The sequence below is a fragment of the Streptomyces sp. NPDC057565 genome (genome assembly GCF_042801455.1).
Classification (GTDB): Bacteria; Actinomycetota; Actinomycetes; order Streptomycetales; family Streptomycetaceae; genus Streptomyces; species Streptomyces yanii.
On record NZ_JBHVFU010000040.1, the window covers coordinates 1 to 22,655 of the forward strand.

Consider the following 22,655-nt stretch of genomic DNA (forward strand, 5'->3'; position numbering starts at 1 on the left):
ATTCCGAACCCGGAAGCTAAGCCTTTCAGCGCCGATGGTACTGCAGGGGGGACCCTGTGGGAGAGTAGGACGCCGCCGAACAATTATTCCGGGAAGGCCCCGCACCTCTGGTGCGGGGCTTTTCTGCGTTCACGATGCCCCTTTGTCACCCCCGTGCATGTGCCGGCGAAGGCTGAGGGTAGGGTCGGGGGGCATCATTGGCACGTTCACAGGAGGCCCCCGGGTGGAGGTCCAGGAGACTCGGGTTCAGACGGACCGGGTCCTCACCATCCCCAACATCCTCAGCATGGCGCGCCTTGTCGGCGTACCGCTCTTCCTGTGGCTGATTCTTCGCCCGGAGTTCGGCGGACCCAAGAGCGATGGCTGGGCGCTGCTCGTGCTCATGCTCAGCGGTATCAGCGACTACCTCGACGGTAAACTCGCCCGCCGATGGAACCAGATCAGCAGCCTCGGGCGGCTCCTGGACCCGGCCGCTGATCGCCTCTACATCCTTTCGACCCTTGTCGGACTGACCTGGCGGGAGATCCTTCCACTCTGGCTCACGGCGGCGCTCCTGGCCCGTGAACTGATGCTTCTCGTGATGGTCGGAATCCTGCGACGCCACGGCTATCCACCACCCCAGGTGAACTTCCTGGGGAAGGCGGCTACGTTCAACCTGATGTACGCCTTCCCCTTGTTGCTGCTCAGTGACGCAAGTGGTTGGCTTGGATCGCTTGCCGCTGTTTTCGGATGGGCGTTCGCAGGATGGGGTACAACGCTCTATTGGTGGGCAGGGATCCTCTACGTGGTTCAGGTCCGCCGACTCGTCAAGGCGGATGCAGTAGCCGATTGAGCTCGTTTGATGCGGTGCCGCGCAGTGTGGCCGGTCCGCGGCTGAACTCTGAGATGTTGCCCTGACGGGCGAAGTCGGCTAAACCGTCGTCTCTTCAAGGAGGACGTTTCCGACATGAAGGCCGTCGTGATGGCTGGCGGTGAAGGCACACGCCTTCGCCCCATGACTTCCAGCATGCCCAAGCCGCTCCTGCCCGTCGCCAATCGGCCGATCATGGAGCATGTGCTGAGGCTGCTGAAACGGCATGGGCTCAATGAGACCGTCGTGACCGTCCAGTTTCTCGCCTCCCTCGTCAAGAACTACTTCGGCGACGGCGAAGAGCTCGGGATGGAGCTCACTTATGCCAACGAGGAGAAACCTCTCGGGACAGCCGGCAGCGTAAAGAACGCCGAGGAAGCGCTCAAGGACGACACCTTCCTCGTCATTTCCGGTGACGCGCTCACGGACTTCGACCTCACCGACCTCATCGCCTTCCACAAGGAAAAGGGCGGACTGGTCACCGTGTGCCTGACCCGAGTTCCGAATCCCCTGGAATTCGGAATCACGATTGTCGACGAGGCGGGCCAGGTCGAGCGATTCCTGGAGAAGCCCACCTGGGGCCAGGTCTTCTCGGACACCGTCAACACGGGCATCTATGTCATGGAGCCCGAGGTCTTCGACTATGTCCAAGCCGACGTCTCGGTGGACTGGTCCGGTGATGTCTTCCCGCAGCTCATGAAGGAAGGCAAGCCCATCTACGGCTATATCGCCGAGGGCTACTGGGAGGACGTGGGCACGCATGAGAGCTATGTGAAGGCTCAGGCCGACGTCCTGGAGCGCAAGGTCGACGTCGAGATCGACGGCTTCGAGATCTCGCCCGGTGTGTGGGTTGCGGAAGGCGCCGACGTCCATCCTGACGCGGTGCTCCGTGGCCCCGTCTACATCGGGGACTACGCGAAGATCGAGGCCGGTGTCGAGATCCGCGAGCACACGGTCGTCGGTTCGAACGTCGTCGTCAAGACCGGGGCGTTCCTGCACAAGGCCGTGATCCACGACAACGTCTACATCGGCCAGCACTGCAATCTGCGCGGCTGTGTGATCGGTAAGAACACCGACATCATGCGCGCTGCCCGCATCGAGGACGGTGCGGTCATCGGGGACGAGTGCCTGGTCGGTGAAGAATCGATCATTCAGGGCAATGTCCGGGTCTACCCGTTCAAGACCATCGAGGCCGGCGCCTTCGTCAACACCTCGGTGATCTGGGAGTCGCGGGGCCAGGCACATCTCTTCGGCGCCCGAGGGGTCTCAGGAATCCTGAATGTGGAGATCACGCCGGAGCTCGCCGTCCGGCTCGCCGGTGCGTACGCCACCACCCTCAAGAAGGGTTCGACCGTCACCACCGCCCGTGACCACTCCCGTGGCGCCCGTGCGCTGAAGAGGGCCGTGATCTCGGCGTTGCAGGCCAGCGCCATCGACGTACGGGACCTGGAGAACGTGCCGCTTCCGGTCGCGCGTCAGCAGACCGCTCGGGGCAGCGCGGGCGGGATCATGATCCGTACGTCGCCCGGGGTGCCTGATTCGGTCGACATCATGTTCATCGACGAGCGGGGGGCAGACCTCTCCCAGGCGGGGCAGCGGAAGCTGGACCGGGTCTACGCCCGCCAGGAGTACCGCCGGGCCTTCCCGGGAGAGATCGGGGATCTGCACTTTCCGTCCAGCGTCTTCGACTCCTACACCGGGGCACTGCTGCGCAATGTGGACACCACAGGGATCTCCGCCGCCGGTCTCAAGGTTGTCGTCGATGCGTCCAACGGCAGTGCCGGGCTTGTTCTGCCCAGTCTGCTCGGGCGGCTCGGCGTGGACGCGCTGACCATCAACCCCGGGCTCGACGAATCACGGCCCACGGAGTCCGCCGACACCCGGCGCTCCGGGCTCGTGCGGCTCGGGGAGATCGTGTCCTCGGCACGGGCCGCGTTCGGAGTGCGCTTCGACCCGGTCGGGGAGCGGCTCTCCCTGGTCGACGAGCGGGGCCGGATCGTTGAGGACGATCGGGCCCTTCTGGTCCTGCTCGATCTGGTGGCCGCCGAGCGGCGGAGCGGCCGGGTGGCGTTGCCGGTGACCACGACGCGGGTCGCCGAGCAGGTCGCCGCTTACCACGGCACACAGGTGGAATGGACGACGACGTCGCCGGACGACCTCACGCGCGTGGGACGCGAGGAAGGCACCATCTTCGGAGGCGACGGGCGGGGCGGTTTCATCGTTCCCGAATTCAGCAGCGTCTTCGACGGTTCGGCAGCCTTCGTGAGGCTTCTCGGGCTCGTTGCGCGGACGCAGCTCACGCTCAGCCAGATCGATGCCCGGATTCCCCTGGCGCACGTGTTGCGCCGCGACCTGGCCACGCCCTGGGCCGTCAAGGGACTGGTCATGCGTCGCGTGGTGGAAGCCGCCGGGGACCGTGACGTCGACACCACCGATGGTGTGCGGGTCGTCGAGGCGGACGGACGCTGGGTGATGGTGCTTCCCGACCCGGCCGAGGCCGTCACCCATCTGTGGGCGGAGGGCCCCGACGACGCCTCGGCGCAGGAGCTGCTCGACGAATGGTCGGCGATCGTGGACAGCGCAGGTCAGTGACCTGCCGCGGGTGCGCCGGGAGGTGTCGTGCAGACGCCTCCCGGTGCACGGGTGGGGCCATTCGGCGGTAGCAGTCGCGGCGTGCGACGATGTGCGGCATGTCGCAGCAGCCCCCCGATCGGAGTACCGCCTCGCCGCCTGCGCGCCCTGACGCGTCCATGTCGCTGCTGACCAATGTGATGGACCACAGCCTGGACGACGGCTACGCCGAGGCCACGGCCAAGCGCAAGGCCGACGGGAGTGCGGCCATGCCCCGCACACTCAAGGCGAAACTGGGCCTCGCGGCGTGCCTCGTGCTGGCTGCTCTCGTCGTCACCCTGGGCGCCGCGGAGGCGCGTGTATCGGCGCCGGTCCTCGCCAAGGAGCGCGAGGAGCTCATCGAACGTATCGACACGGAGGCGTCGGCGGCCGACAAGCTCGAGTCCCAGGTCGACAAGGCCCGTGACGACGTGGGCGAGCGGCAACGTAAAGCGTTGGAAAAGCATGGCGGGGACCAGGGACAGCTCGTGGCGCTGCTCTCCGGGGCGACCGCCGTCAGGGGACCCGGGGTGAAACTCGTCGTCGACGATGCCAAGGGCACCGACCAGGGCGGCGGCGGACCGCGTGAGACCACTGGCTTCACCGACACGGGGCGGGTGCGCGACCGGGACATGCAACGGGTTGTCAACGGCCTCTGGCAGTCCGGCGCGGAGGCCATCTCCATCAACGGGCAGCGGCTGACGGCCCTGTCGGCGATCCGCGCCGCGGGCGACGCCATACTGGTCGACAACAAGCCGCTCGTGCCGCCGTACACGGTGCTTGCGGTGGGGGACGGGAAGCGGCTCAGCACCGCTTTCGAGGACAGTGCCGACGGCCAGTACCTGAGGGCGCTGAAGGACACCTTCGACATCCGGACCGGCATGTCCGTCCAGGACGAGGTGCGCCTCCCGGCTGCGCCCAGCCTCATCGTACGAACAGCAGAGCCGAAGGCCGCAGACACCGGCAGTGGTGCGGCAGACACAGGGAAGGGCACATCGTGATCGCCGTACTGGGCCTCGTCGTGGGAGTCGTGGTCGGACTGTTGGTCCGGCCCGAGGTGCCGGCGGTGGTCGAGCCCTATCTCCCGATTGCCGTCGTGGCTGCTCTCGATGCAGTCTTCGGTGGTCTGCGGGCCATGCTCGACGGCATCTTCGTCGACAAGGTCTTCGTGGTGTCGTTCCTCTCGAACGTTGTCGTCGCCGCACTGATCGTGTTCCTGGGCGACAAGCTGGGTGTCGGAGCGCAGCTCTCCACCGGTGTGGTCGTCGTCTTCGGTATCCGCATCTTCTCCAACGCCGCGGCTATCCGCCGGCACGTCTTCCGGGCCTGAGGCCGATGAGCAACGAAGAGCTTCCCCGTGACCAGGAGCGCACCGGTGAGCAGCAGGCCGACGTGCCTGAGCGGCTCACGGGGCGCCAGCGGCTGATCGCCGGGCTGTGGCCGCCCCGGGTCACCCGCGCGCAACTCATCGTGGCGCTGCTGCTGTTCGTCCTGGGGCTGGGTCTGGCGATCCAGGTGCGGTCGAACAGTGACAACAGCGCACTGCGCGGTGCCCGGCAGGAGGATCTGGTCCGCATTCTCGATGAACTCGATGACCGTACACAGCGTCTTGAGGATGAGAAACAGCGTCTGGACGATCAGCGTACGGAGCTGGAGAACAGTTCGGACCAGGCAGAGGAGGCCCGTAAGCAGACCGTGGAGAAGGAACGGCAACTCGGTATTCTCGCGGGCACCGTGGCAGCACACGGGCCCGGGATCACGCTCACGATCAACGATCCGGGGGACGCGGTGCAGGCGGACATGCTGCTCGACGCCCTCCAGGAGTTGCGTGCGGCCGGGGCGGAGGCGATCGAGGTCAACGGGGTGAGGGTGGTGGCCAATACGTACTTCTCCGGCGACGGCGGCGCCATCAAGGTCGACGACCGGTCCATCTCCGCGCCGTACGTCTTCAAGGTGATCGGCAAACCGCAGGATCTGGAGCCGGCGCTGAACATTCCCGGTGGTGTCGTGCAGACGCTGGAGAAGGAGCAGGCGACCGTGCGTGTGGCGCAGGCCGACGACATCGTCGTGGACGCCTTGCGACCTGCGGAGCAGCCTGACTACGCTCGGTCGTCATCCCAGTGAGGGCGCCGGACACGGGGCTCGAAGGACACGGGCAAGAGGTTGCGGGGGGTCGCCGCATCGTAATGGTGGCGTGTGGTGGAAACTGTCGAGTGGATACGGACGTTGTGAAGATGTCCGGGTCGGCAGGTGTGTTCAGTCAGGGTTCGTCCTGCCCCACGGGCGGGTCTGTTTCGGTCAAGGGGAATCGCCCGTGAAGTTGTTTGCGAAGTTGTTCGGCAAGAGCGCCCGCGATGACGCGGCCCGTCATCGCGCACCGCGCCATGGCCAGGCCGAGGAGCAGGGCACTGATCGCCCGCTCTTCCGTGACGAGGTGTCGGGCCCGGGCGGTGACATTTCGGGTGGAACCGGCGCGTCGTCTGTTGACCCTGCCGGTCCGGGCCGCATAGGTTTCGGAGATCCATCGACCTCAAGTGCGGGTGGAGGGTTTGGGTCCATGCCGGTCTGTGCGAGGTGCGGCCATCGCAACGCCGAGGCCAGTCGTTTCTGTTCCAACTGTGGTGCGCCGCTGCGTGGAGGCGCCTCTGCGGAGCGTCCGTCGGAGACGACGTCGACCATCTCCATCTCCGGCCTCGAGGCGTACGAGGCGGAGGCGACGGGCCAGACGCCCGTGCCCTCCCTCTCAGCGGAGGCCCAGGCCGCCGTCGACGCCCTGCCGCTCGGCTCGGCGCTCCTGGTGGTGCGTCGCGGTCCGAACTCCGGCAGCCGCTTCCTGCTGGACGGCGAGCTGACCACGGCCGGCCGCCACCCGCAGAGCGACATCTTCCTCGATGACGTGACGGTCTCCCGCCGTCACGTGGAGTTCCGCCGGAGCCCCGACGGCAGCTTCACGGTCGGGGATGTCGGCAGCCTCAACGGCACATACGTCAATCGTGAGCGCATCGACTCCGTCGCGCTGTCCAACGGCGACGAAGTGCAGATCGGGAAGTACCGGCTGGTCTTCTACGCAAGCCAGCGGGGCATCTGACCCGTCAGGGAAGGTCCATGCTGAGAACACCGACGGGCGGTGCCGGTCACGGCACCGCCACGGCCGACGACCGGGCCATGAGCATCGGCACGGTGCTCCTGCAGCTGCGGGACGAATTTCCCGAAGTCACCATCTCCAAGATTCGCTTCCTGGAGGCTGAGGGGCTCGTCGAGCCGCAGCGGACCCCCTCCGGCTACCGCAAATTCCGCCCCGAAGACGTCGAGCGGCTGGCGCAGGTGCTGCGGATGCAGCGGGACCATTATCTTCCGCTCAAGGTCATCCGCGAGCACCTGGACGCCCTGGCCCGCGGCGATCAGGTGTCCCTGCCGGCCCCGGGCGGTCCGCGGGACCTGACCGACGGTTCCTGGGACGGCGAGTCCGGGCGGGCCACCGCGGCCCGGATCGGGCGTGCGGAGCTCCTGGCCGCCGCCGAGGTCACCGAGAGCGAGCTCGCGGAGTGGGAGTCGTACGGGCTCATCGCTCCGACGGCGGAGGGTGGCTACGACGCCGAGACGGTGACCGTTGCCAAACTTGTGGCGGATCTGGGTCGATTCGGTCTGGAACCGCGTCATCTGCGGGCGATGCGCGGAGCTGCGGAACGCGAGGCCGGTCTCATCGAGCAGGTGGTCGCGCCCTTGCGCCGACACCGGAATCCGCAGACCAGAGCCCATGCGGAGGCCAAGGCGAAGGAGCTCGCTGAGCTCTCCGTACGGCTTCATTCGGCCTTTGTGCAGACCGCTCTGCGGATCCGCCTCCACTGAGTCACGGGGGAGCCCGACTACCCAAACCTGCCGAGCACGTCCTAGGGTTGCTGTGTGAACGAGCTCGACGTTGTGGGTGTCCGGGTGGAAATGCCCTCCAACCAACCGATCGTTCTCCTGCGTGAAGTGGGAGGCGACCGGTACCTCCCCATTTGGATCGGTCCTGGTGAGGCGACCGCGATCGCCTTTGCCCAGCAGGGCATGGCTCCGGCCAGGCCGCTGACCCATGATCTCTTCAAGGATGTGCTCGAGGCCCTGGGCCAGGAGCTCACCGAGGTCCGCATCACGGACCTCAGGGAAGGGGTCTTCTACGCGGAGCTGGTCTTCGCCGGCGGGGTCGAGGTGAGCGCGCGGCCGTCCGACGCCATAGCGCTCGCGCTCCGCACCGGCACGCCGATCTACGGCAGTGACGGGGTGCTCGACGACGCGGGGATCTCCATCCCCGACGAGCAGGAGGACGAGGTCGAGAAGTTCCGGGAGTTCCTCGACCAGATCTCGCCGGAGGACTTCGGTACCAACAGCCAGTGACCGTCCAGCAGGGTCGCCGTCAGCGCATTCGGCAAGACGTTCCCGGGAACGGCGCACGTCAAACCACCCTCAGGGTGATTATCACCCGGCGTGCCGAGTGTGGCGATCGTTGACGCACCCCGAGCGACTGCCTACCTTCGAGATGGCAGGTCAAGGACGGAGGTCGGCGTGAGAAGCAGCGGCGACGGTACGGCAGCGGGTGGGCCCTATCGGCAGCACGGAAGTACAGCCGACCACACCCTCAGGCAACCGGTTCAACCGGCGGCGATGGCGGGGGACGGGGCGGCAGCGGCCGGCGACATCGGCTATCGCGGCCCGACGGCGTGCGCGGCGGCGGGTATCACCTACCGGCAGCTCGACTACTGGGCGCGCACCGGGCTCGTCGAGCCGAGCGTGCGGCCGGCCTACGGATCGGGCACGCAGCGCCTCTACAGCTTCAGGGACGTCGTCCTGCTGAAGATCGTGAAGCGCTTCCTCGACACGGGCGTCGCCCTGCAGAACATCCGCACCACGGTCCAGCATCTCCGGGCCCGGGGGTTCCAGGATCTCGAGCGGATGACGCTCATGAGCGACGGCGCGACCGTCTACGAGTGCTCGTCGCCCGACGAGGTCGTGGATCTGCTCCAGGGGGGCCAGGGGGTCTTCGGCATCGCCGTCGGCGTGGTCTGGAGGGATGTCGACGCCGCCCTGTCGCAGTTGCACGGCGAGCGGGTGGACACGGGCGAGACGCTGATCGGCCACAACCCCACCGACGAGCTCGCACGGCGGCGCAACCGCGCCGTCTGAACGGGCCGCGGCGATTGTCAGTGCCGTAGGGCAGCATCGGTTGATGTGAGATCCGCGCCCACCATCCTGCATCTGGACATGGATGCCTTCTACGCCTCGGCCGAGCAGGCGGCGAAACCGAGCCTGCGCGGCAAACCGGTCGTGGTCGGCGGGCTGGGACCCCGCGGGGTCGTCGCCACCGCGTCCTACGAGGCGCGGCGCTTCGGAGTGCACTCGGCGATGCCGACTGCGCAGGCCCGGCGGCTGGCGCCCAATGCCGCCTACCTGGTGCCCCGCTTCACCCTGTACCGGACGGTGAGCGACCAGGTGATGGGGTTGCTGGGGCAGCTGTCACCACTGGTGGAGCCGCTCAGCCTGGACGAGGCGTTCGTCGATCTGGAGGCCGGTGGGACCGCCGACGACACCGTCTCGGCGCGGGCCATCGGCGAGCAGCTGCGCGACGCCATCAGAGCCGTCACCGGACTCACCGGCTCGGTGGGCCTCGCGGGTTCCAAGATGCTGGCCAAGATCGCTTCGGAGGAGGCGAAACCGAACGGGCTGCTGGTCATCGAGCCGGGCACCGAGCGGGATCTGCTCGCCCCGATGTCCGTACGGATCCTCCCCGGCGTGGGCCCCGCCACCGGGGACCATCTGCGGCGGGCCGGGATGACCACGGTCGACGACCTGGCCACGGCCGGCGAGGCGGAGCTCGTACGACTGCTGGGGAAGGCGCACGGCGTCGCGCTCCATCGCATGGCTCTTGGGTACGACGACCGCCCCGTCGTGGCCGAGCGCGACGCCAAGTCGGTGTCGGTCGAGGACACCTTCGACATGGATCTGCACGACCGGGTCCGGGTCAGGACGGAGGTCGAGCGCCTGGCGGACCGTTGTGTCCAGCGGCTGCGGGCCGCGGAGCGCTCGGGACGCACCGTGGTGCTGAAGGTGCGCAGATACGACTTCTCGACGCTCACGCGGTCCGAGACGCTCCGGGGGCCGACGGATGACCCCACCGTGGTCAGAGAGGCCGCTGCGCGGCTCCTGGAGGCTGTGGACACCACCGGAGGGGTGCGGCTGCTCGGGGTGGGCGTCACGGGGCTCGCCGACTACACGCAGGAGGATCTCTTCGCCCAGGCAGCCGGTGAGCGGGCCGCGCCCGAGGTCCCGGCCCAAGAGGAGCAGGACGCGGGCGGCCACGGGGACGAGCCGGCGGACGGGGCACAGGAGCAGGAGACCGCCGAACAGCTCGCGGCCCGGCGCTGGCCCGCCGGGCACGACGTATGCCATGACACCTACGGCCACGGCTGGGTGCAGGGCAGTGGGGTGGGCCGGGTGACCGTGCGGTTCGAGGAACCCGAGTCACCGCCCGGCCGGGTGCGGACGTTCCGTGTCGACGATCCGGACCTGCAGCCGGCCGATCCGCTCCCGCTGGTGCGTGATCCGGTGGATTACTCGTCCTGGCCGGCCAGGCTGCCGAAGTCCCGGTCCGGGCCCGGCTCGTCGGGCGGTGAGTCCAGGCCGTAGTGCCGGTAGAGCTGAAGCTCCTGTTCCGGCGAGAGATGGCGGCCCACCCCGAAGTCGGGTGCGTCCTTGATCAGCGCACGGTCGAAGGGGATCCGAAGCACGTCGTCGACGAACTCGCTGGGCTCAAGCGGCACGAAGGCGTCCCTGCTGAACAGTCCGGTACGCACGGCTGCCCACTCGGGTATGCCGGTCGCGTCGTCGAGATACACCTCGTCCACAGTTCCGATCTTGGTGCCCTTGCGGTCGAATGCCTTGCGCCCGATCAGGTTGCGCGGATCGATGTCGGTCTGCACGGTCCCTCCCATTGGTCGCGGCTACTCCACAGGCTCTACGAAAGTGCAGATTCGGGCTGTCGGCCACTTGAGAATTTCGTCGCGAGCCCCGCTGGTAGGCTGGTGATGGCTGCTGACCCCGTGCGGGAGAGTCTTCCGGAGCACATCCGGCAGGCGCCGAAGGAGCAAATCCTCCCCGGAATCTCTCAGGCCCCCGTACCGCACGGACGAGGTCACTCTGGAAAGCAGGGCGGGTTTCGTGGCGGCAGCAGCCGGGACGGATCCCTCCCTCACCGACGGTGAAAGCCGGTATGCCTCAGGGCGCACCGGTGAAGCTCTCAGGTTGAGATGACAGAGGGGGAGGCCGTCCGGGCACCCGCGCCGTGGTGCCCCTCGCAGGTCGTGACAGACCAGGAGGCCTCCACCATGACCCCCCGTCGCACCCCGCTCTCCCAGCTGGAGCAGGGCATCCCCTTCGAGCAGCGCCACATCGGTCCCGATGATGAAGCGCAGGCGAAGATGCTCGCCCAGGTCGGTTACGGCTCGCTCGACGACCTCACCGCGGCCGCAGTGCCCGATGTGATCAAGAGTGCGGAGGCGCTGCAGCTGCCGTCGGCCCGTACCGAGGCCGAGGTCCTTGCCGAGCTGCGCACCCTTGCCGACCGCAACCAGGTGCTCGCCCCGATGATCGGGCTCGGCTACTACGGCACGTTCACCCCGCCGGTGATCCTCCGCAACGTCATGGAGAATCCCGCCTGGTACACGGCCTACACGCCGTACCAGCCGGAGATCTCGCAGGGCCGCCTGGAGGCGCTCCTCAACTTCCAGACGATGGTCGCCGAGCTGACCGGGCTGCCCACCTCCGGCGCCTCGCTGCTCGACGAGGGCACCGCCGCCGCCGAGGCCATGGCGCTCGCCCGACGTGTCGGCAAGGTCAAGGACGGCGTCTTCCTGGTCGACTCCGAAACCCTGCCCCAGACCATCGCCGTGATCGAGACCCGCGCCGAGCCGACCGGTGTTGAGGTCGTCGTCGCCGATCTCGCCGCGGGCATCCCCGCCGAGATCGCCGAGCGCGGTGTCTTCGGTGTGCTGCTCCAGTACCCGGGTGCCTCCGGCGCCGTCCGCGACATCAAGCCCGTCATCGAGCAGGCCCACGAGCTCGGCGCGATCGTCACCGTCGCCGCCGACCTGCTCGCCCTGACCCTGCTGACCTCGCCCGGCGACCTCGGCGCGGACATCGCCGTCGGCACCACGCAGCGCTTCGGTGTGCCGATGGGCTTCGGCGGACCGCACGCCGGCTTCATGGCCGTGCGCGAGAAGTTCGCCCGCAGCCTGCCCGGCCGCCTCGTCGGTGTCTCCGTCGACGCGGACGGCAACAAGGCGTACCGCCTCGCCCTGCAGACCCGCGAGCAGCACATCCGTCGCGAGAAGGCCACCAGCAACATCTGTACCGCGCAGGTGCTGCTCGCCGTGATGGCCGGGATGTACGCGGTCTACCACGGCCCCGACGGCTTGCGGACGATCGCGCAGCGCACCCACCGCTACGCCACGATCCTGGCCGAGGGACTGCGTGCGGCCGGGGTCGACGTCGAGACCGCCGCCTACTTCGACACGCTCACCGTGCGTGTCCCCGGCAAGGCGGCGGATGTCGTGGCCGACGCCCGCGACCGCGGGGTCAACCTGCGTCTTGTCGACGCCGACCGGGTCTCCCTCGCCTGCGACGAGACCACCACGCGTGCGCAGCTCGCCGCCGTCTGGGCCGCCTTCGGCGCCGACGGTGACATCGAGGCGCTGGACGCCGCTGCCGCCGACGCACTGCCCGAGTCCCTGCTGCGTACCGACGAGATCCTCACCCATCCGGTCTTCCACCAGCACCGCTCCGAGACCGCGATGCTGCGCTACCTGCGCAAGCTCGCCGACCGTGACTACGCGCTGGACCGCGGCATGATCCCGCTCGGCTCCTGCACCATGAAGCTGAACGCGACCACCGAGATGGAGTCGATCACCTGGCCCGAGTTCGGCGCGCTGCACCCGTTCGCGCCGGCCGAGCAGGCGGAGGGCTACCTCACGCTGATCCGCGAGCTGGAGGAGCGCCTCGCCGAGGTCACCGGCTACGACGCGGTCTCCATCCAGCCGAACGCGGGCTCGCAGGGCGAGTTCGCGGGCCTGCTGGCCGTGCGTGCGTACCACCGGGCCAACGGCGACGAGCAGCGGACCATCTGCCTCATTCCGTCCTCCGCGCACGGCACCAACGCGGCGAGCGCCGTGATGGCGGGCATGAAGGTCGTCGTGGTGAAGACTGCCGACGACGGTGAGGTCGACGTCGAGGACCTCCGCGCCAAGATCGAGAAGCACCGCGACGAACTCGCCGTGCTCATGATCACGTACCCGTCGACGCACGGTGTGTTCGAGGAGCACGTCGCCGACATCTGTGCCGAGGTGCACGACGCGGGCGGTCAGGTGTACGTCGACGGCGCCAACCTCAACGCACTGGTCGGTCTCGCCAAGCCGGGTCGGTTCGGCGGCGACGTCTCGCACCTGAACCTGCACAAGACCTTCTGCATCCCGCACGGCGGCGGTGGCCCCGGTGTCGGCCCGGTCGGCGTGCGCGCCCACCTGGCGCCGTATCTGCCGAACCACCCGCTGCAGCCCGCCGCGGGCCCCGAGACCGGTGTCGGCCCGATCTCGGCCGCGCCGTGGGGCTCGGCCGGTATTCTCCCGATCTCCTGGGCGTACGTACGCCTGATGGGCGGGGAGGGCCTCAAGCACGCGACGCAGGTCGCCGTACTCGCGGCCAACTACATCGCCAAGCGTCTGGAAGCGCACTACCCGATCCTGTACACCGGCCCGGCCGGACTGGTCGCGCACGAGTGCATCGTCGATCTGCGGCCGATCTCCAAGGCGACCGGGGTCAGCGTCGACGACATCGCCAAGCGTCTGATCGACTACGGCTTCCACTCGCCGACCATGTCGTTCCCGGTGGCGGGCACGCTGATGATCGAGCCGACCGAGAGCGAGAACCTCGCCGAGCTCGACCGGTTCTGCGACACGATGATCGCCATCCGCGGCGAGGTCGAGAAGGTGGCCTCCGGCGAGTGGAGCGCGGACGACAACCCGCTGACCAACGCCCCGCACACCGCCGCCATGCTCGGCGGGGAGTGGACGCACGCGTACAGCCGCGAGACGGCCGTCTTCCCGGCCGGAGTCTCGGCCGCCGACAAGTACTGGCCGCCGGTGCGCCGGATCGACGGTGCGTTCGGTGACCGCAACCTCGTCTGCTCCTGCCCGCCGCTGGACGAGTACGACAACTGACTCACCTGTTCGGGTGTGACGCGGACATGCGTCGGGGCCGGTTCGGAGATCTTCTCCGGGCCGGCCCCCGTTTCTTACGGGCCGCTGTCAGGCGGCCTTCATCACACGGCCGGCGTCCAGCGGCCGATGCGGAGCGATGATCTGCCCGTCCGGGAGCAGCTCACCGGTGTCCTCGAAGAGCAGGACGCCGTTGCACAGCAGGCTCCAGCCCTGTTCCGGGTGGTGCGCCATCAGGCGTGCGGCTTCCCGGTCGGCTGAGTCGGCGGTCGGGCAGGGTGGCTTGTGCTGGCACATGGCTGGGTTCTTTCGCTGCGTCGTAGTGAGTGTCCTGCGGCTGGATGAGGTGTTCATGGCCGCCCCCCGTATCAATCGGTCTGCTTCCAGTGTTGCCCTACGGGCGCCAATCCGCAGGGATTTCGCGGCAGCGCTGCTCCTACTCTCATGACGCATCACCCGGCCGGACGGTTCAACACAACTGCACTGTCCCTTCGGGTGGTTCGGGGTGGCCGGACCGGACTAGTCCGGATGGGACCGGGGCGCCCCCGACGTCCCGCGCCGCGTGTCCCGCAGCATTGTGCCCCGCCACCGGAAACGGCGACGGGGCACAGTACGGCGTGCCGGAGGCGGGACGGGGTCAGGCCGGTGAACCGAGCAGGGGGCCGGGGCCGGGCGTGATGCGCAGGGTCATCACGGGAAGCAGATCGGCGACCCGGTGCGGGTGGTGTGCCGCGATACCCGGTGGGGCGGGAGCCAGCGGTACCAGAAGATCGGTGGGGGCGAGGGTGCCCCCGGACGGGTCGGCTTCGACGTCCTCGTGCAGCCACAGCGTCAGCATGTAGAGCTCCGGGATCGACAGCAGGCGGGGCTGGTAGTGGGGTGTGACCGTCTCTGTCTGGCGCAGGGCGAGTTCGGTCGAGGCGATGTAGGGGCCCTCGAAGAAGTGCGAGAAGGCCCAGCCGTCCGGGGTGAGCATGGTGTCGGCCGCGGCGACGGCCCGCTCCGAGCTGCGGATCAGGAAGCGCCACGCGGTCAGCCGGGTGCGTGGCGCGAGCCCGCTCGGGCCGATCCCGTCCAGTACATGGACGGGGAGCGGGAGTTCGGGGCTCAGAGGTCCCTGGACGGACCGGAGAGCCGGGGTGCGGGCCTCGAGGACTGCGGTGGGTGAACCGAGTGCCGTGAGGACGCTGCGCAGGGCAGGCGCGGGAGCCGGGGGAACATGCAGCGGCATAGTGGGTTGCCTCTCACTTCGGAGACACGGTGATGCGTGGGCGGGTGCAGACGGCGCTGTCGGCGTGCGGGGCCAGAGGAGGCCGGTGACTGGGCCGGTGCGTCAACTCTCTGCCTCGTCCGCGGAGTTTATACGACACGTGTTCACGCGGTGTTTCCGCTAGCCGTCGCAGGTATTGCCGACAAGGCGGTATCGAGACTTTATTATGCGGAGATTCTACTGATTCGGGGTGAGCCGCGCAGCTGCTGCCTGGTGTTTTTCCGCAGCCGCGGTAGGCCGAATCACGTCGGCGTTTTCACCACCCGCCGGCCGACGGAAACCGCACAGTGCTACATGCCGTCGGAATGTGCCCGGGACGATCGCCATCAGATTACTGGTTCCGCGCTGTCCACGGGGGCGTTATGGATCACCTCCCCTGGGCATTATCGATCGTGACGCGAGCGGCCTGGGCCGCGGGCTGCCCACTTGCGGAGGGACTCTTCGATGGGGGAGAAGGTCGTGGCGGGCGCCTTTGACCTGTCCGATCGGCAGAGGTACCGGAGGAAGCTCCACCTGTGTCTGGAGGGGCTGGAGAGGCTCCTGGCGGAGCAGAGGTTCGACCGCCCCCGCAACCTCATGGGCATGGAGATCGAACTCAATCTGGCGGGTTCGGACGGCCTGCCCCGGATGATGAATGCGGAGGTGCTCGAGCGGATCGCGAGCCGTGATTTCCAGACCGAACTCGGGATGTTCAATCTGGAAGTGAACATAGTTCCGCATCACCTGGACGGTCGTGTTTTCGATCAGCTGGCCGAGGAGCTCAGGACCGGTCTCGGATATGCGCATCGGAAGGCGGGCGAGGTCGCTGCCGGGATCATGATGATCGGAATGCTGCCGACCCTCGGCCACGCGGACCTGGTCGCGGCGAACCTCTCGGACGTGGAGCGCTACACACTGCTCAACGATCAGATAGTGGCGGCGCGCGGCGAGGATTTCGCCCTCGATATCGAAGGCGTGGAGCGATTGGTCTGCACCGCCACCTCGATCACACCGGAAGCGGCCTGCACATCGGTCCAGCTGCATCTGCAGGTCACTCCGGCGCGTTTCGCGGACGTGTGGAACGCCGCCCAGGCCGTCGCCGCCGTTCAGATCGCCCTCGGCGCCAACTCGCCCTTTCTGTTCGGCAGGGAGCTGTGGCGGGAGTCGCGGCCCCCGCTCTTCCAGCAGGCCACCGACACCAGGCCGCCGGAACTGCAGAACCAGGGGGTGCGCCCGAGGACCTGGTTCGGCGAGCGATGGATCAGCTCGGCGTACGAGCTCTTCGAGGAGAATCTGCGCTACTTCCCGCCGCTGCTCCCGATCTGCGACGAGGAGGACCCGCTGCGGGTGCTCGACGAGGGCGGGGTGCCGGGGCTCCAGGAGCTCGTGCTGCACAACGGTACGGTCTACCGCTGGAACCGGCCGGTGTACGGCCTGGCCGACGGCGTACCCCATCTCCGTGTCGAGAACCGTGTCCTGCCCGCCGGGCCGACCGTCACCGACGTGATCGCCAACGCCGCGCTCTACTACGGCCTGGTGCGGGCGCTCGCCGAGGAGTCCCGTCCGGTGTGGACCAGGCTGCCGTTCGCCGCGGCGGCCGAGAACTTCGACACCGCCTGCCGCCGAGGCATCGACGCCGAGCTGGTCTGGCCCCGGCCGGGGCGGTCGGGCGGGCTGACGCGGGTGGCGGCCGTCAATCTCGTACGGGACGAACTGCTGCCGCTCGCCGCGGCGGGACTCGACGCCTGGAACATCGAGCCCGCGGATCGCGACCACTACCTGGGGGTCATCGAGGAGCGCTGCAAGCGGCGGGTGAACGGGGCGTCCTGGCAGGCGGACACGTACCACCGGGGGTTGGACGCCGGGCTCGGCCGGGACGCGGCGCTCGCGGCCACCACCCGCCGGTACGCCGAGTTGATGCACGTCGGCGAGCCGGTGCACAGCTGGCCCGTGGGTCTCCCTGTGTCGTAGCCCGGTGGGTGTGCCTCAGCGCGCCCGGTGTCTGCCGTCCCCGGCCGGAGCCCGCCCGGGCACAGCTATTCCTGGGGCGCGCGGCCGCCCTGCCCGGCCGTCATCACCGCCTGCAGAATCACCGCCTGGATCTCGGCGGGGTCGTTGACCTGGTACCCGCCGCCACCGGTCACCTTGGCTATCTCCTCCACCTCCTCGCGGTCGGCATCGGGGCCGACCGCGATGGCGAGGAGCGGTACCGGGCGCTCGGGGTCGGCGATCCGCTTGAGCTCCGCGATCAGCCCGCTGCGGGAAATGGAGTCGTCGTCCTGGTTCGAACCGTCGGTGAGGATCACGACGGCGTTGAACTTGCCCTTCACATACGTCGACTGCGCTTCCTTGTAGGCGGCCAGGGTGGTGTCGTACAGACCCGTCGCACCGTCCGGTACCGGTTGCAGTGCGGCGAACGCCGCGGCGAGCTTCTCGCGGTGGGTGCCGCCCTTCGCCGGGTCGCCGAGGCGGGCGGTCGGCACCAGCCGGCGGTAGTCCTTGGTGCCGTCGAGTGTGGTGGCGAACTCCCAGAGACCGATCTCGTCGTTCGGGGTGAACTGCCCGAGGGCCTGGATCAGCGAAGCCTTGGTGACATCCATCCGCGACTGGTTTCGCCCGGGGACGACGGTGGCCATGGAACCGGAGGCATCGACGACCGTCGTCAGCCGTGCGCTCTGCACCGTGATCGTCCACATGCCGAGCGTCTCCTGCAGCTCGGCGGCCGACGGTGCGGTGGCAGGTGACGCCGCGTACGGCTGCGGCTTTCTGCCGCCCGCCGATGAGACCAGCGATTCACCGGCCGTTCCGTCGGTGGTCCTGAAGCCATGCTTTTCCAGGGTGCGCTGCGCGCTCTCCTCGCCCAGCAGCGTCATGAACCGCAGGGCGGCCCGGCTCTCGCTTGTGCTCAGCTCCTTCCCGTTGACCAGTGTGTACGGGTAGTTGAGCAGCGGGGTGCCGTCTTTAGGGTAGAAAAGTGCCAGCTTTCCGCCGCCGGTCGAGCCCGCGTTGTGGGCGAAAGCGGCCTGCTCGGAGAGCAGCACTGCCTGGTTGCGCTGCGGATTGCCCTCTTCGGCGCCCGAGCTGTCCTGCGCCAGGGTTTCGAGTACCTGGGTGTCGCCGTCGGACATGCGCTGAGCAAGCAGTTTGGCGGTGGCCGCGACCCTGGTGTCGCTGTCGCCACCCTGCTTGTCGGACGACGCGGCGATGCTGGTGAGGGCCAGCAGGCCGGTGGCGCTGCGGCCGGGGTCGGCAGCGCCGAGGCGCACCTTGTCCGACTCCATGGATGAGGCCATCAACTCCGCCCAGGAGTACTTCTTCTTCGGCCAGCCGAGGGCCTTCGCCGCCGACGGGACCAGGGCGAGGGTCACCGGGGACGAGGCGATGGAGTCACCCGGCGCGACCGGGATGCCGTCGCCGGAGCCCGTGGCGCGGTCCAGCCAGAGGTCCGAGTCGGGCAGCCAGATCTGATAGTCCGGGGTGCGGGTGCCGGCGGAGAGTGCGTCGGCGACCTTGTAGGAATCACGGGCGACGACCTGGACGTGGAGGCAATGCCCGTCGGACCGTGTTTCGTCCGTGCGTGCCTTGTCGGCGACGGCACGCACGGCGGGGGCGATATCGGGCGAGGCCATCACCGTGAGTCGTACCGCAGAGTCCTCGCACGACTTCGAGAACGACAGCACGCCACCCTGCACCGCGACTGCCGTACCTGCCGCCACGGCGAGGACGAGCATGGTGGCGATGACCACGGTGCGGCGGCGGCGCGGCGGAGAACCGTCCCCGCTGCCATCCGTCGCGTAGCCGTCGGGCAAGCTGTGACGTCCCATGTCGGTGGTGCCCCTCCTTGAGGATGAACAAGGAAAAGGGGGACCACACCATCACCAATGGTGGTCGTCCCCCGGCCGGTCGCGCATGATCTTCGTACCTGCATTCGAGACCCTAGCGGGACGGGGAGCGGGATGAGATGCGAATGCACAACTGAAGGCAGGTGTACAGGTGACGGAGGGGCGCGTGGCTGATTCTTGTCCCCAAGAGGCCGTGTCACGGCGGATTCTGCGGTCCGAAACGGTGCTGGTGCTGGCTCTCTCGCTGGGCGCAAGCGGAGTGTCTGCCCTGATCAGTTTTGTCGGATCACTGACGAAACCAGGGGGTTTGAAGGATCAGGCCGCGACGCTCAACAGTTCATACGCCCCGGGGCGGCCATGGCTGGATCTCGCCTGGCAGCTCTTCGGCATCGCCACGGCCCTGGTGCCCGTGGCGCTGGTGGCGCATTTGCTGATGAGGGAGGGCGTGGGCCTCCGGGCCATCGGCTTCGATCGGACCCGACCCGGGTCGGACCTGGGGCGCGGCACGGTGATCGCGGCAGGTATCGGCAGCGCCGGGCTGGCCTTCTATCTGGTGGCGCGGGCCGCCGGTTTCAATCTCACGGTGGTTCCGGAGTCGCTGCCGGACGTGTGGTGGAAGTTTCCGGTGCTGATCCTCTCCGCACTTCAGAACGCCGTGCTGGAGGAAGTGATCGTCGTCGGGTATCTGCTGCGCAGACTCGGACAGTTGGGGTGGACGCCCATGGCCGCCCTGGTGGCGAGTTCGGTGCTGCGCGGCTCGTACCACCTGTATCAGGGGATCGGCGGGTTCATCGGCAACATGGTGATGGGCGTCGTCTTCGTGCTGCTGTACCGGCGTTGGGGGCGCGTCGGGCCCCTGGTCGCGGCGCATACGCTGCTCGACATCGGAGCCTTCGTCGGATACGCGCTGCTGGCCGGAAAGGTGGGGTGGCTGCCCACTTTGTGAGGGGCGGGAGGGGGCGTATGGATCCCTCGCGTGCGCGACAGCCCGTACGCCCTTCCCGTCTGTCAGAACCTGGTCAGCAGTTCCCCGTCGAGGACCGTCACCGCGTTGCCCGTCAGCAGGGTGCGGTCGCCGCGCAGCGAGGTGTGGACCAGGCCGGTCCGCGCGGAGACCTGCAGCCCGGTCAGTTCGTCACGGCCGAGCCGGGCGGACCAGAAGGGGGCCAGTGCCGTGTGGGCGCTGCCGGTGACCGGGTCCTCGTCGATGCCGACCCGGGGGAAGAAGCCGCGGGAGACGAAGTCGTAGCCGCGGGCCGGGTCCTCGGCGGGGGCCGTGGCGATGATGCCGCGCCGTGAGCATGAGGCCAGTGCGGCGAAATCCGGCGTCAGTGTGCGTACGGAGGTCTCGTCGGCCAGTTCCACGAGGAGGTCGCCGATGTGTTCGCCGGTGTCCAGCACGGACAGGGGCTCGGCGCCCAGGGCGGCGGCCAGCCCGGACGGGGCGGTGGCGGGGGTCAGCGGGGCCGTGGGGAAGTCGAGCGTGAGCGAGCCGTCCGGGTGGGCGGTGGCCGAGAGGATCCCGCAGCGCGCCGCGAAGCGCACCGTGCCGCTCGCCGTGCCGGTGGTGTGCAGGACGTGGGCGGTGGCGAGCGTGGCGTGCCCGCACATGTCGACCTCGGTGGCAGGGGTGAACCAGCGCAGCGCCCAGTCGGCCGGACCGCCCGGCGGCAGGGGATGGGCGAAGGCGGTCTCGGAAAGGTTCATCTCCAGGGCGATCTCCTGGAGGCGGTCGGCTTCGGGGAATGCTTCGGAGTCCAGGAGCAGGACGGCTGCGGGGTTGCCGGTGAAGGCGCGGTCGGTGAACGCGTCGACGATACGAATCCTCATGGGACGACCGTAGAGGTTCTGCAGATCGGCGGACCAAGGCCAATTCCAGGTCGCCGGCCCGGGATTCCGAGAGCTTCCCCGGCGCGTTACGGCCGACGTCCCCACGCGGAGACGAGCGGAGCGGTGGCCAGATCGAGGCGTCCGGTGGCGACGTTCTCCAGGTGCTGGTCGATCTCCTCGTCGGTGGCGAGCCCCGAGGTCACGAGCCGGTCGCGGATCTGGCGCACGGTGGCGGCCTCGAGGACGGTGCACGCCGGTGAGGTGATCGGGAAGTACGCATCGGCCTGCACATCGTCCAGACCCGCCTCGCGCAGCAGCCGGGGCAAGGTCCGGCCGTAGGCGAGGTCTGCACCGCGGGCCGCCATGAGTTCGCGGAAGCCTGACCGGAGGCGATTGGCGAGGCGCTGTTCGGGACCCGACTCGTCCGGGCACAGCAGCGGCTGCAACCGGGGGTCGGCGTCCTCCAGGAGGAGTGCACCGCCCGGCCGCAGCGCCTGAATCATGCGGCGCAGTGCTTCGGCACGGTCGGTGACGTGCACCAGGACCAGCCGGGCATGGACCAGGTCGAAGCCACCGGGAGGCGGGGGATCGGCGGCGACATCGTGGCGCAGTACCTCGACGACGTCGTCCGCGGCGCCCTGCGCCCACGACACATCGATGTCCGTCGCGACCACCGCGCCGGTCGGACCGACTCGCGCGGCCAGGCCGGCGGGAACGGAGGGGCCGCCGGCTCCGACCTCCCAGCAGCGCATGCCCGTGGTGATGCCGAGCCGGTCGACATGCCGGAAGGTCACCGGGTCGAAGAGTTCGGCGAGGGCGCCGAAGCGGATGCCCGCCTCGGACTGCCGGTTGTCGAGCAGATAGCCGCGGTCCGGGCTGGTTGCAGTCATGTCGCATCGCCTTCGTCCTGTGCGTCTCGGGCAAGTATGCAAGTGACCCGGTTACGGTCCGGGCACGTCGTAACCTCACGCCAGGCGGCCAAGGCGGCCAAGGCGGCCAAGGCGGCCGAGCTCACGGCCCTCGGTCGCGAGGTCAAGTCCGGCACGGTGGGTTTTCGGCGGCGCCGCTACCAGGCTGACGCCCTGCCCGGGCCGGCCGATCACCGGCCGGTCCGCAAGCGCAACGAGTTCGGCTCCGTGCCCGATGCCGCCCTCCGGCGGCGGTACGACTGGCACGAACTGGTGAGTGGCTCTCATTCGCCGGCGCAGAGCACCGGGCGTCAATCTTCGGTGGCGACAGATCGAGGTTCGCTGTCACAGCTCACAAGCAAGGCCCTCCGAAGCGATTGCCGTAAGACCGGTTCCGATATATCGTTGACGCATCGCGACAGATCAACGATGGAAGGAGCGTAGCGATGCGTTCACATGGACACGAGCATGAGCACGGACATGGGCACTGCGGGCCCGGTCATCACGGTCGGGGCGACTTCGAGGGCCGCCGTGCCGCATTCGGGCCGTTCGGTCCGCCGTTCGGCGGTGGCCCGTTCGGTGGTGGCCCCTTCGGCGGGGGGCGCGGTCGCGGCGGCGGCCGGGGGAGGGCGCGGCGCGGTGACGTGCGCGCTTCGATCCTGGCGCTGCTGAAGGACCGGCCGATGCACGGGTACGAGATGATCCAGGAGATCGGCGAGCGCAGCGGCGGGGCCTGGCGGCCCAGCCCCGGCTCTGTCTACCCGACCCTCCAGCTGCTGGAGGACGAGGGGCTGATCGTCAGCGCGAGCGAGGGCGGCAAGAAGCTGTTCACGCTCACCGACGCCGGCCGCACCGAGGCGGAATCCGGGCCCGACGCGCCCTGGGAAGAGGCCGGCCGCGGGGTCGACTGGGAGAGCGTCAACGAGATCCGGCAGGCCGGCTTCGGTCTGATGGAGGCGTTCGGCCAGGTCTGGAAGACCGGCTCGGCCGATCAGCGCCAGAAGGCGCTGTCGGTGATCAATGACGCGCGGAAGAAGCTCTATCTGATCCTTGCCGACGAGCACTGACCCGAGGGGTGGTCCCGACGGGCGTGGTGCGAAGGGCCCTGTGGCTGAGCCGCGG

Annotated in this window: 20 protein-coding genes, 1 rRNA gene and 1 riboswitch; of the genes, 15 read left to right on the top strand and 6 right to left on the bottom strand. The window is 68.6% G+C overall.

What is annotated here, in order from left to right:
• The 11 genes from rrf to ACFU8W_RS37965 all read left to right on the top strand — a co-directional run.
• Nucleotides 1–81 (top strand): 5S ribosomal RNA (gene rrf / locus ACFU8W_RS37915); the annotation flags it as partial.
• Nucleotides 82–223: 142 nt separating this feature from the next.
• Nucleotides 224–832, top strand: coding sequence for a CDP-alcohol phosphatidyltransferase family protein (locus ACFU8W_RS37920; protein ID WP_266988138.1), 609 nt, complete (start codon nt 224–226; stop codon nt 830–832).
• A gap of 114 nt (nt 833–946) precedes the next feature.
• Nucleotides 947–3,442 (top strand): mannose-1-phosphate guanyltransferase, encoded by a 2,496-nt coding sequence (locus ACFU8W_RS37925; RefSeq protein WP_345511871.1) that lies wholly within the window; start codon nt 947–949, stop codon nt 3,440–3,442.
• Nucleotides 3,443–3,540: 98 nt separating this feature from the next.
• A complete protein-coding gene (locus ACFU8W_RS37930; RefSeq protein ID WP_384047591.1) occupies nt 3,541–4,461 on the top strand; it encodes a DUF881 domain-containing protein in 921 nt (306 codons plus the stop codon).
• Nucleotides 4,458–4,790: a small basic family protein gene (locus ACFU8W_RS37935; protein WP_023543062.1), complete on the top strand. Its 333-nt coding sequence runs from the start codon at nt 4,458–4,460 to the stop codon at nt 4,788–4,790. The genes ACFU8W_RS37930 and ACFU8W_RS37935 overlap by 4 nt, the downstream gene beginning before the upstream one ends.
• Before the next feature lie 5 nt (nt 4,791–4,795).
• Entirely contained in the window at nt 4,796–5,584 is a 789-nt protein-coding gene (locus ACFU8W_RS37940) for a DUF881 domain-containing protein (protein WP_384047594.1), read from the top strand.
• 190 nt (nt 5,585–5,774) lie between these two features.
• Nucleotides 5,775–6,548, top strand: coding sequence for an FHA domain-containing protein (locus ACFU8W_RS37945; RefSeq protein ID WP_384047597.1), 774 nt, complete (start codon nt 5,775–5,777; stop codon nt 6,546–6,548).
• A gap of 17 nt (nt 6,549–6,565) precedes the next feature.
• Nucleotides 6,566–7,309: a MerR family transcriptional regulator gene (locus ACFU8W_RS37950; RefSeq protein ID WP_384047600.1), complete on the top strand. Its 744-nt coding sequence runs from the start codon at nt 6,566–6,568 to the stop codon at nt 7,307–7,309.
• Between the two features lie 54 nt (nt 7,310–7,363).
• Nucleotides 7,364–7,837, top strand: coding sequence for a bifunctional nuclease family protein (locus tag ACFU8W_RS37955; RefSeq protein WP_037690563.1), 474 nt, complete (start codon nt 7,364–7,366; stop codon nt 7,835–7,837).
• A 168-nt stretch (nt 7,838–8,005) separates the two neighbouring features.
• Nucleotides 8,006–8,623: a MerR family transcriptional regulator gene (locus ACFU8W_RS37960; protein ID WP_384047603.1), complete on the top strand. Its 618-nt coding sequence runs from the start codon at nt 8,006–8,008 to the stop codon at nt 8,621–8,623.
• A 45-nt stretch (nt 8,624–8,668) separates the two neighbouring features.
• Nucleotides 8,669–10,123, top strand: a complete 1,455-nt coding sequence (locus ACFU8W_RS37965) for a DNA polymerase IV (RefSeq protein ID WP_384047606.1) — start codon at nt 8,669–8,671, stop codon at nt 10,121–10,123.
• Here ACFU8W_RS37965 and ACFU8W_RS37970 read toward each other — a convergent pair.
• A complete protein-coding gene (locus ACFU8W_RS37970; RefSeq protein ID WP_266988158.1) occupies nt 10,048–10,428 on the bottom strand; it encodes a PRC-barrel domain-containing protein in 381 nt (126 codons plus the stop codon). The genes ACFU8W_RS37965 and ACFU8W_RS37970 overlap by 76 nt on opposite strands.
• A gap of 101 nt (nt 10,429–10,529) precedes the next feature.
• A riboswitch (glycine riboswitch) is annotated at nt 10,530–10,627 on the top strand.
• Between the two features lie 194 nt (nt 10,628–10,821).
• On the opposite strand from ACFU8W_RS37970, the gene gcvP reads away from it, so the two are divergent.
• A complete protein-coding gene (gene gcvP / locus ACFU8W_RS37975) occupies nt 10,822–13,707 on the top strand; it encodes an aminomethyl-transferring glycine dehydrogenase (RefSeq protein WP_384047610.1) in 2,886 nt (961 codons plus the stop codon).
• Between the two features lie 87 nt (nt 13,708–13,794).
• Here the strand turns inward: gcvP and ACFU8W_RS37980 are convergent, their stop codons facing one another.
• Complete coding sequence (locus ACFU8W_RS37980) at nt 13,795–14,001, bottom strand: DUF5999 family protein (RefSeq protein ID WP_323135913.1); 207 nt, start codon at nt 13,999–14,001, stop codon at nt 13,795–13,797.
• A 340-nt stretch (nt 14,002–14,341) separates the two neighbouring features.
• The gene (locus tag ACFU8W_RS37985; RefSeq protein ID WP_384047613.1) at nt 14,342–14,935 is read right to left on the bottom strand and encodes a hypothetical protein; all 594 of its coding nucleotides are present in this window, start codon (nt 14,933–14,935) and stop codon (nt 14,342–14,344) included.
• Nucleotides 14,936–15,418: 483 nt separating this feature from the next.
• On the opposite strand from ACFU8W_RS37985, the gene ACFU8W_RS37990 reads away from it, so the two are divergent.
• The gene (locus ACFU8W_RS37990; RefSeq protein ID WP_384047616.1) at nt 15,419–16,924 is read left to right on the top strand and encodes a glutamate-cysteine ligase family protein; all 1,506 of its coding nucleotides are present in this window, start codon (nt 15,419–15,421) and stop codon (nt 16,922–16,924) included.
• A 65-nt stretch (nt 16,925–16,989) separates the two neighbouring features.
• On the opposite strand, the gene ACFU8W_RS37995 is transcribed toward ACFU8W_RS37990, so the two are convergent.
• Complete coding sequence (locus ACFU8W_RS37995) at nt 16,990–18,777, bottom strand: substrate-binding and VWA domain-containing protein (protein WP_384047619.1); 1,788 nt, start codon at nt 18,775–18,777, stop codon at nt 16,990–16,992.
• A gap of 184 nt (nt 18,778–18,961) precedes the next feature.
• On the opposite strand from ACFU8W_RS37995, the gene ACFU8W_RS38000 reads away from it, so the two are divergent.
• On the top strand, nt 18,962–19,741 hold the full coding sequence (locus ACFU8W_RS38000; protein WP_384047780.1) for a CPBP family intramembrane glutamic endopeptidase: 780 nt from the start codon (nt 18,962–18,964) through the stop codon (nt 19,739–19,741).
• Between the two features lie 62 nt (nt 19,742–19,803).
• Here ACFU8W_RS38000 and ACFU8W_RS38005 read toward each other — a convergent pair whose 3' ends face one another.
• Together ACFU8W_RS38005 and ACFU8W_RS38010 are read right to left on the bottom strand one after the other, a co-directional pair.
• Complete coding sequence (locus ACFU8W_RS38005; RefSeq protein WP_384047622.1) at nt 19,804–20,625, bottom strand: PhzF family phenazine biosynthesis protein; 822 nt, start codon at nt 20,623–20,625, stop codon at nt 19,804–19,806.
• A gap of 86 nt (nt 20,626–20,711) precedes the next feature.
• Nucleotides 20,712–21,515: a class I SAM-dependent methyltransferase gene (locus tag ACFU8W_RS38010; protein ID WP_384047625.1), complete on the bottom strand. Its 804-nt coding sequence runs from the start codon at nt 21,513–21,515 to the stop codon at nt 20,712–20,714.
• A 464-nt stretch (nt 21,516–21,979) separates the two neighbouring features.
• Here ACFU8W_RS38010 and ACFU8W_RS38015 point away from each other — a divergent pair, with 464 nt between their 5' ends.
• A complete protein-coding gene (locus ACFU8W_RS38015) occupies nt 21,980–22,600 on the top strand; it encodes a PadR family transcriptional regulator (protein WP_345511858.1) in 621 nt (206 codons plus the stop codon).
• Nucleotides 22,601–22,655: the final 55 nt, after the last annotated feature.

Bases quoted from the DNA above. Each gene is read 5' to 3' on its own strand.
- ACFU8W_RS38010 (WP_384047625.1), bottom strand. From the start codon at position 21,515: ATGACTGCAACCAGCCCGGACCGCGGCTATCTGCTCGACAACCGGCAG.
- ACFU8W_RS37970 (WP_266988158.1), bottom strand. From the start codon at position 10,428: ATGGGAGGGACCGTGCAGACCGACATCGATCCGCGCAACCTGATCGGG.
- ACFU8W_RS37985 (WP_384047613.1), bottom strand. From the start codon at position 14,935: ATGCCGCTGCATGTTCCCCCGGCTCCCGCGCCTGCCCTGCGCAGCGTC.
- ACFU8W_RS37940 (WP_384047594.1), top strand. From the start codon at position 4,796: ATGAGCAACGAAGAGCTTCCCCGTGACCAGGAGCGCACCGGTGAGCAG.
- ACFU8W_RS37990 (WP_384047616.1), top strand. From the start codon at position 15,419: ATGGGGGAGAAGGTCGTGGCGGGCGCCTTTGACCTGTCCGATCGGCAG.
- ACFU8W_RS37995 (WP_384047619.1), bottom strand. From the start codon at position 18,777: ATGGGACGTCACAGCTTGCCCGACGGCTACGCGACGGATGGCAGCGGG.
- ACFU8W_RS37980 (WP_323135913.1), bottom strand. From the start codon at position 14,001: ATGTGCCAGCACAAGCCACCCTGCCCGACCGCCGACTCAGCCGACCGG.
- ACFU8W_RS38015 (WP_345511858.1), top strand. From the start codon at position 21,980: ATGCGTTCACATGGACACGAGCATGAGCACGGACATGGGCACTGCGGG.
- ACFU8W_RS37950 (WP_384047600.1), top strand. From the start codon at position 6,566: ATGCTGAGAACACCGACGGGCGGTGCCGGTCACGGCACCGCCACGGCC.
- ACFU8W_RS37930 (WP_384047591.1), top strand. From the start codon at position 3,541: ATGTCGCAGCAGCCCCCCGATCGGAGTACCGCCTCGCCGCCTGCGCGC.
- ACFU8W_RS37925 (WP_345511871.1), top strand. From the start codon at position 947: ATGAAGGCCGTCGTGATGGCTGGCGGTGAAGGCACACGCCTTCGCCCC.
- gcvP (WP_384047610.1), top strand. From the start codon at position 10,822: ATGACCCCCCGTCGCACCCCGCTCTCCCAGCTGGAGCAGGGCATCCCC.
- ACFU8W_RS38005 (WP_384047622.1), bottom strand. From the start codon at position 20,625: ATGAGGATTCGTATCGTCGACGCGTTCACCGACCGCGCCTTCACCGGC.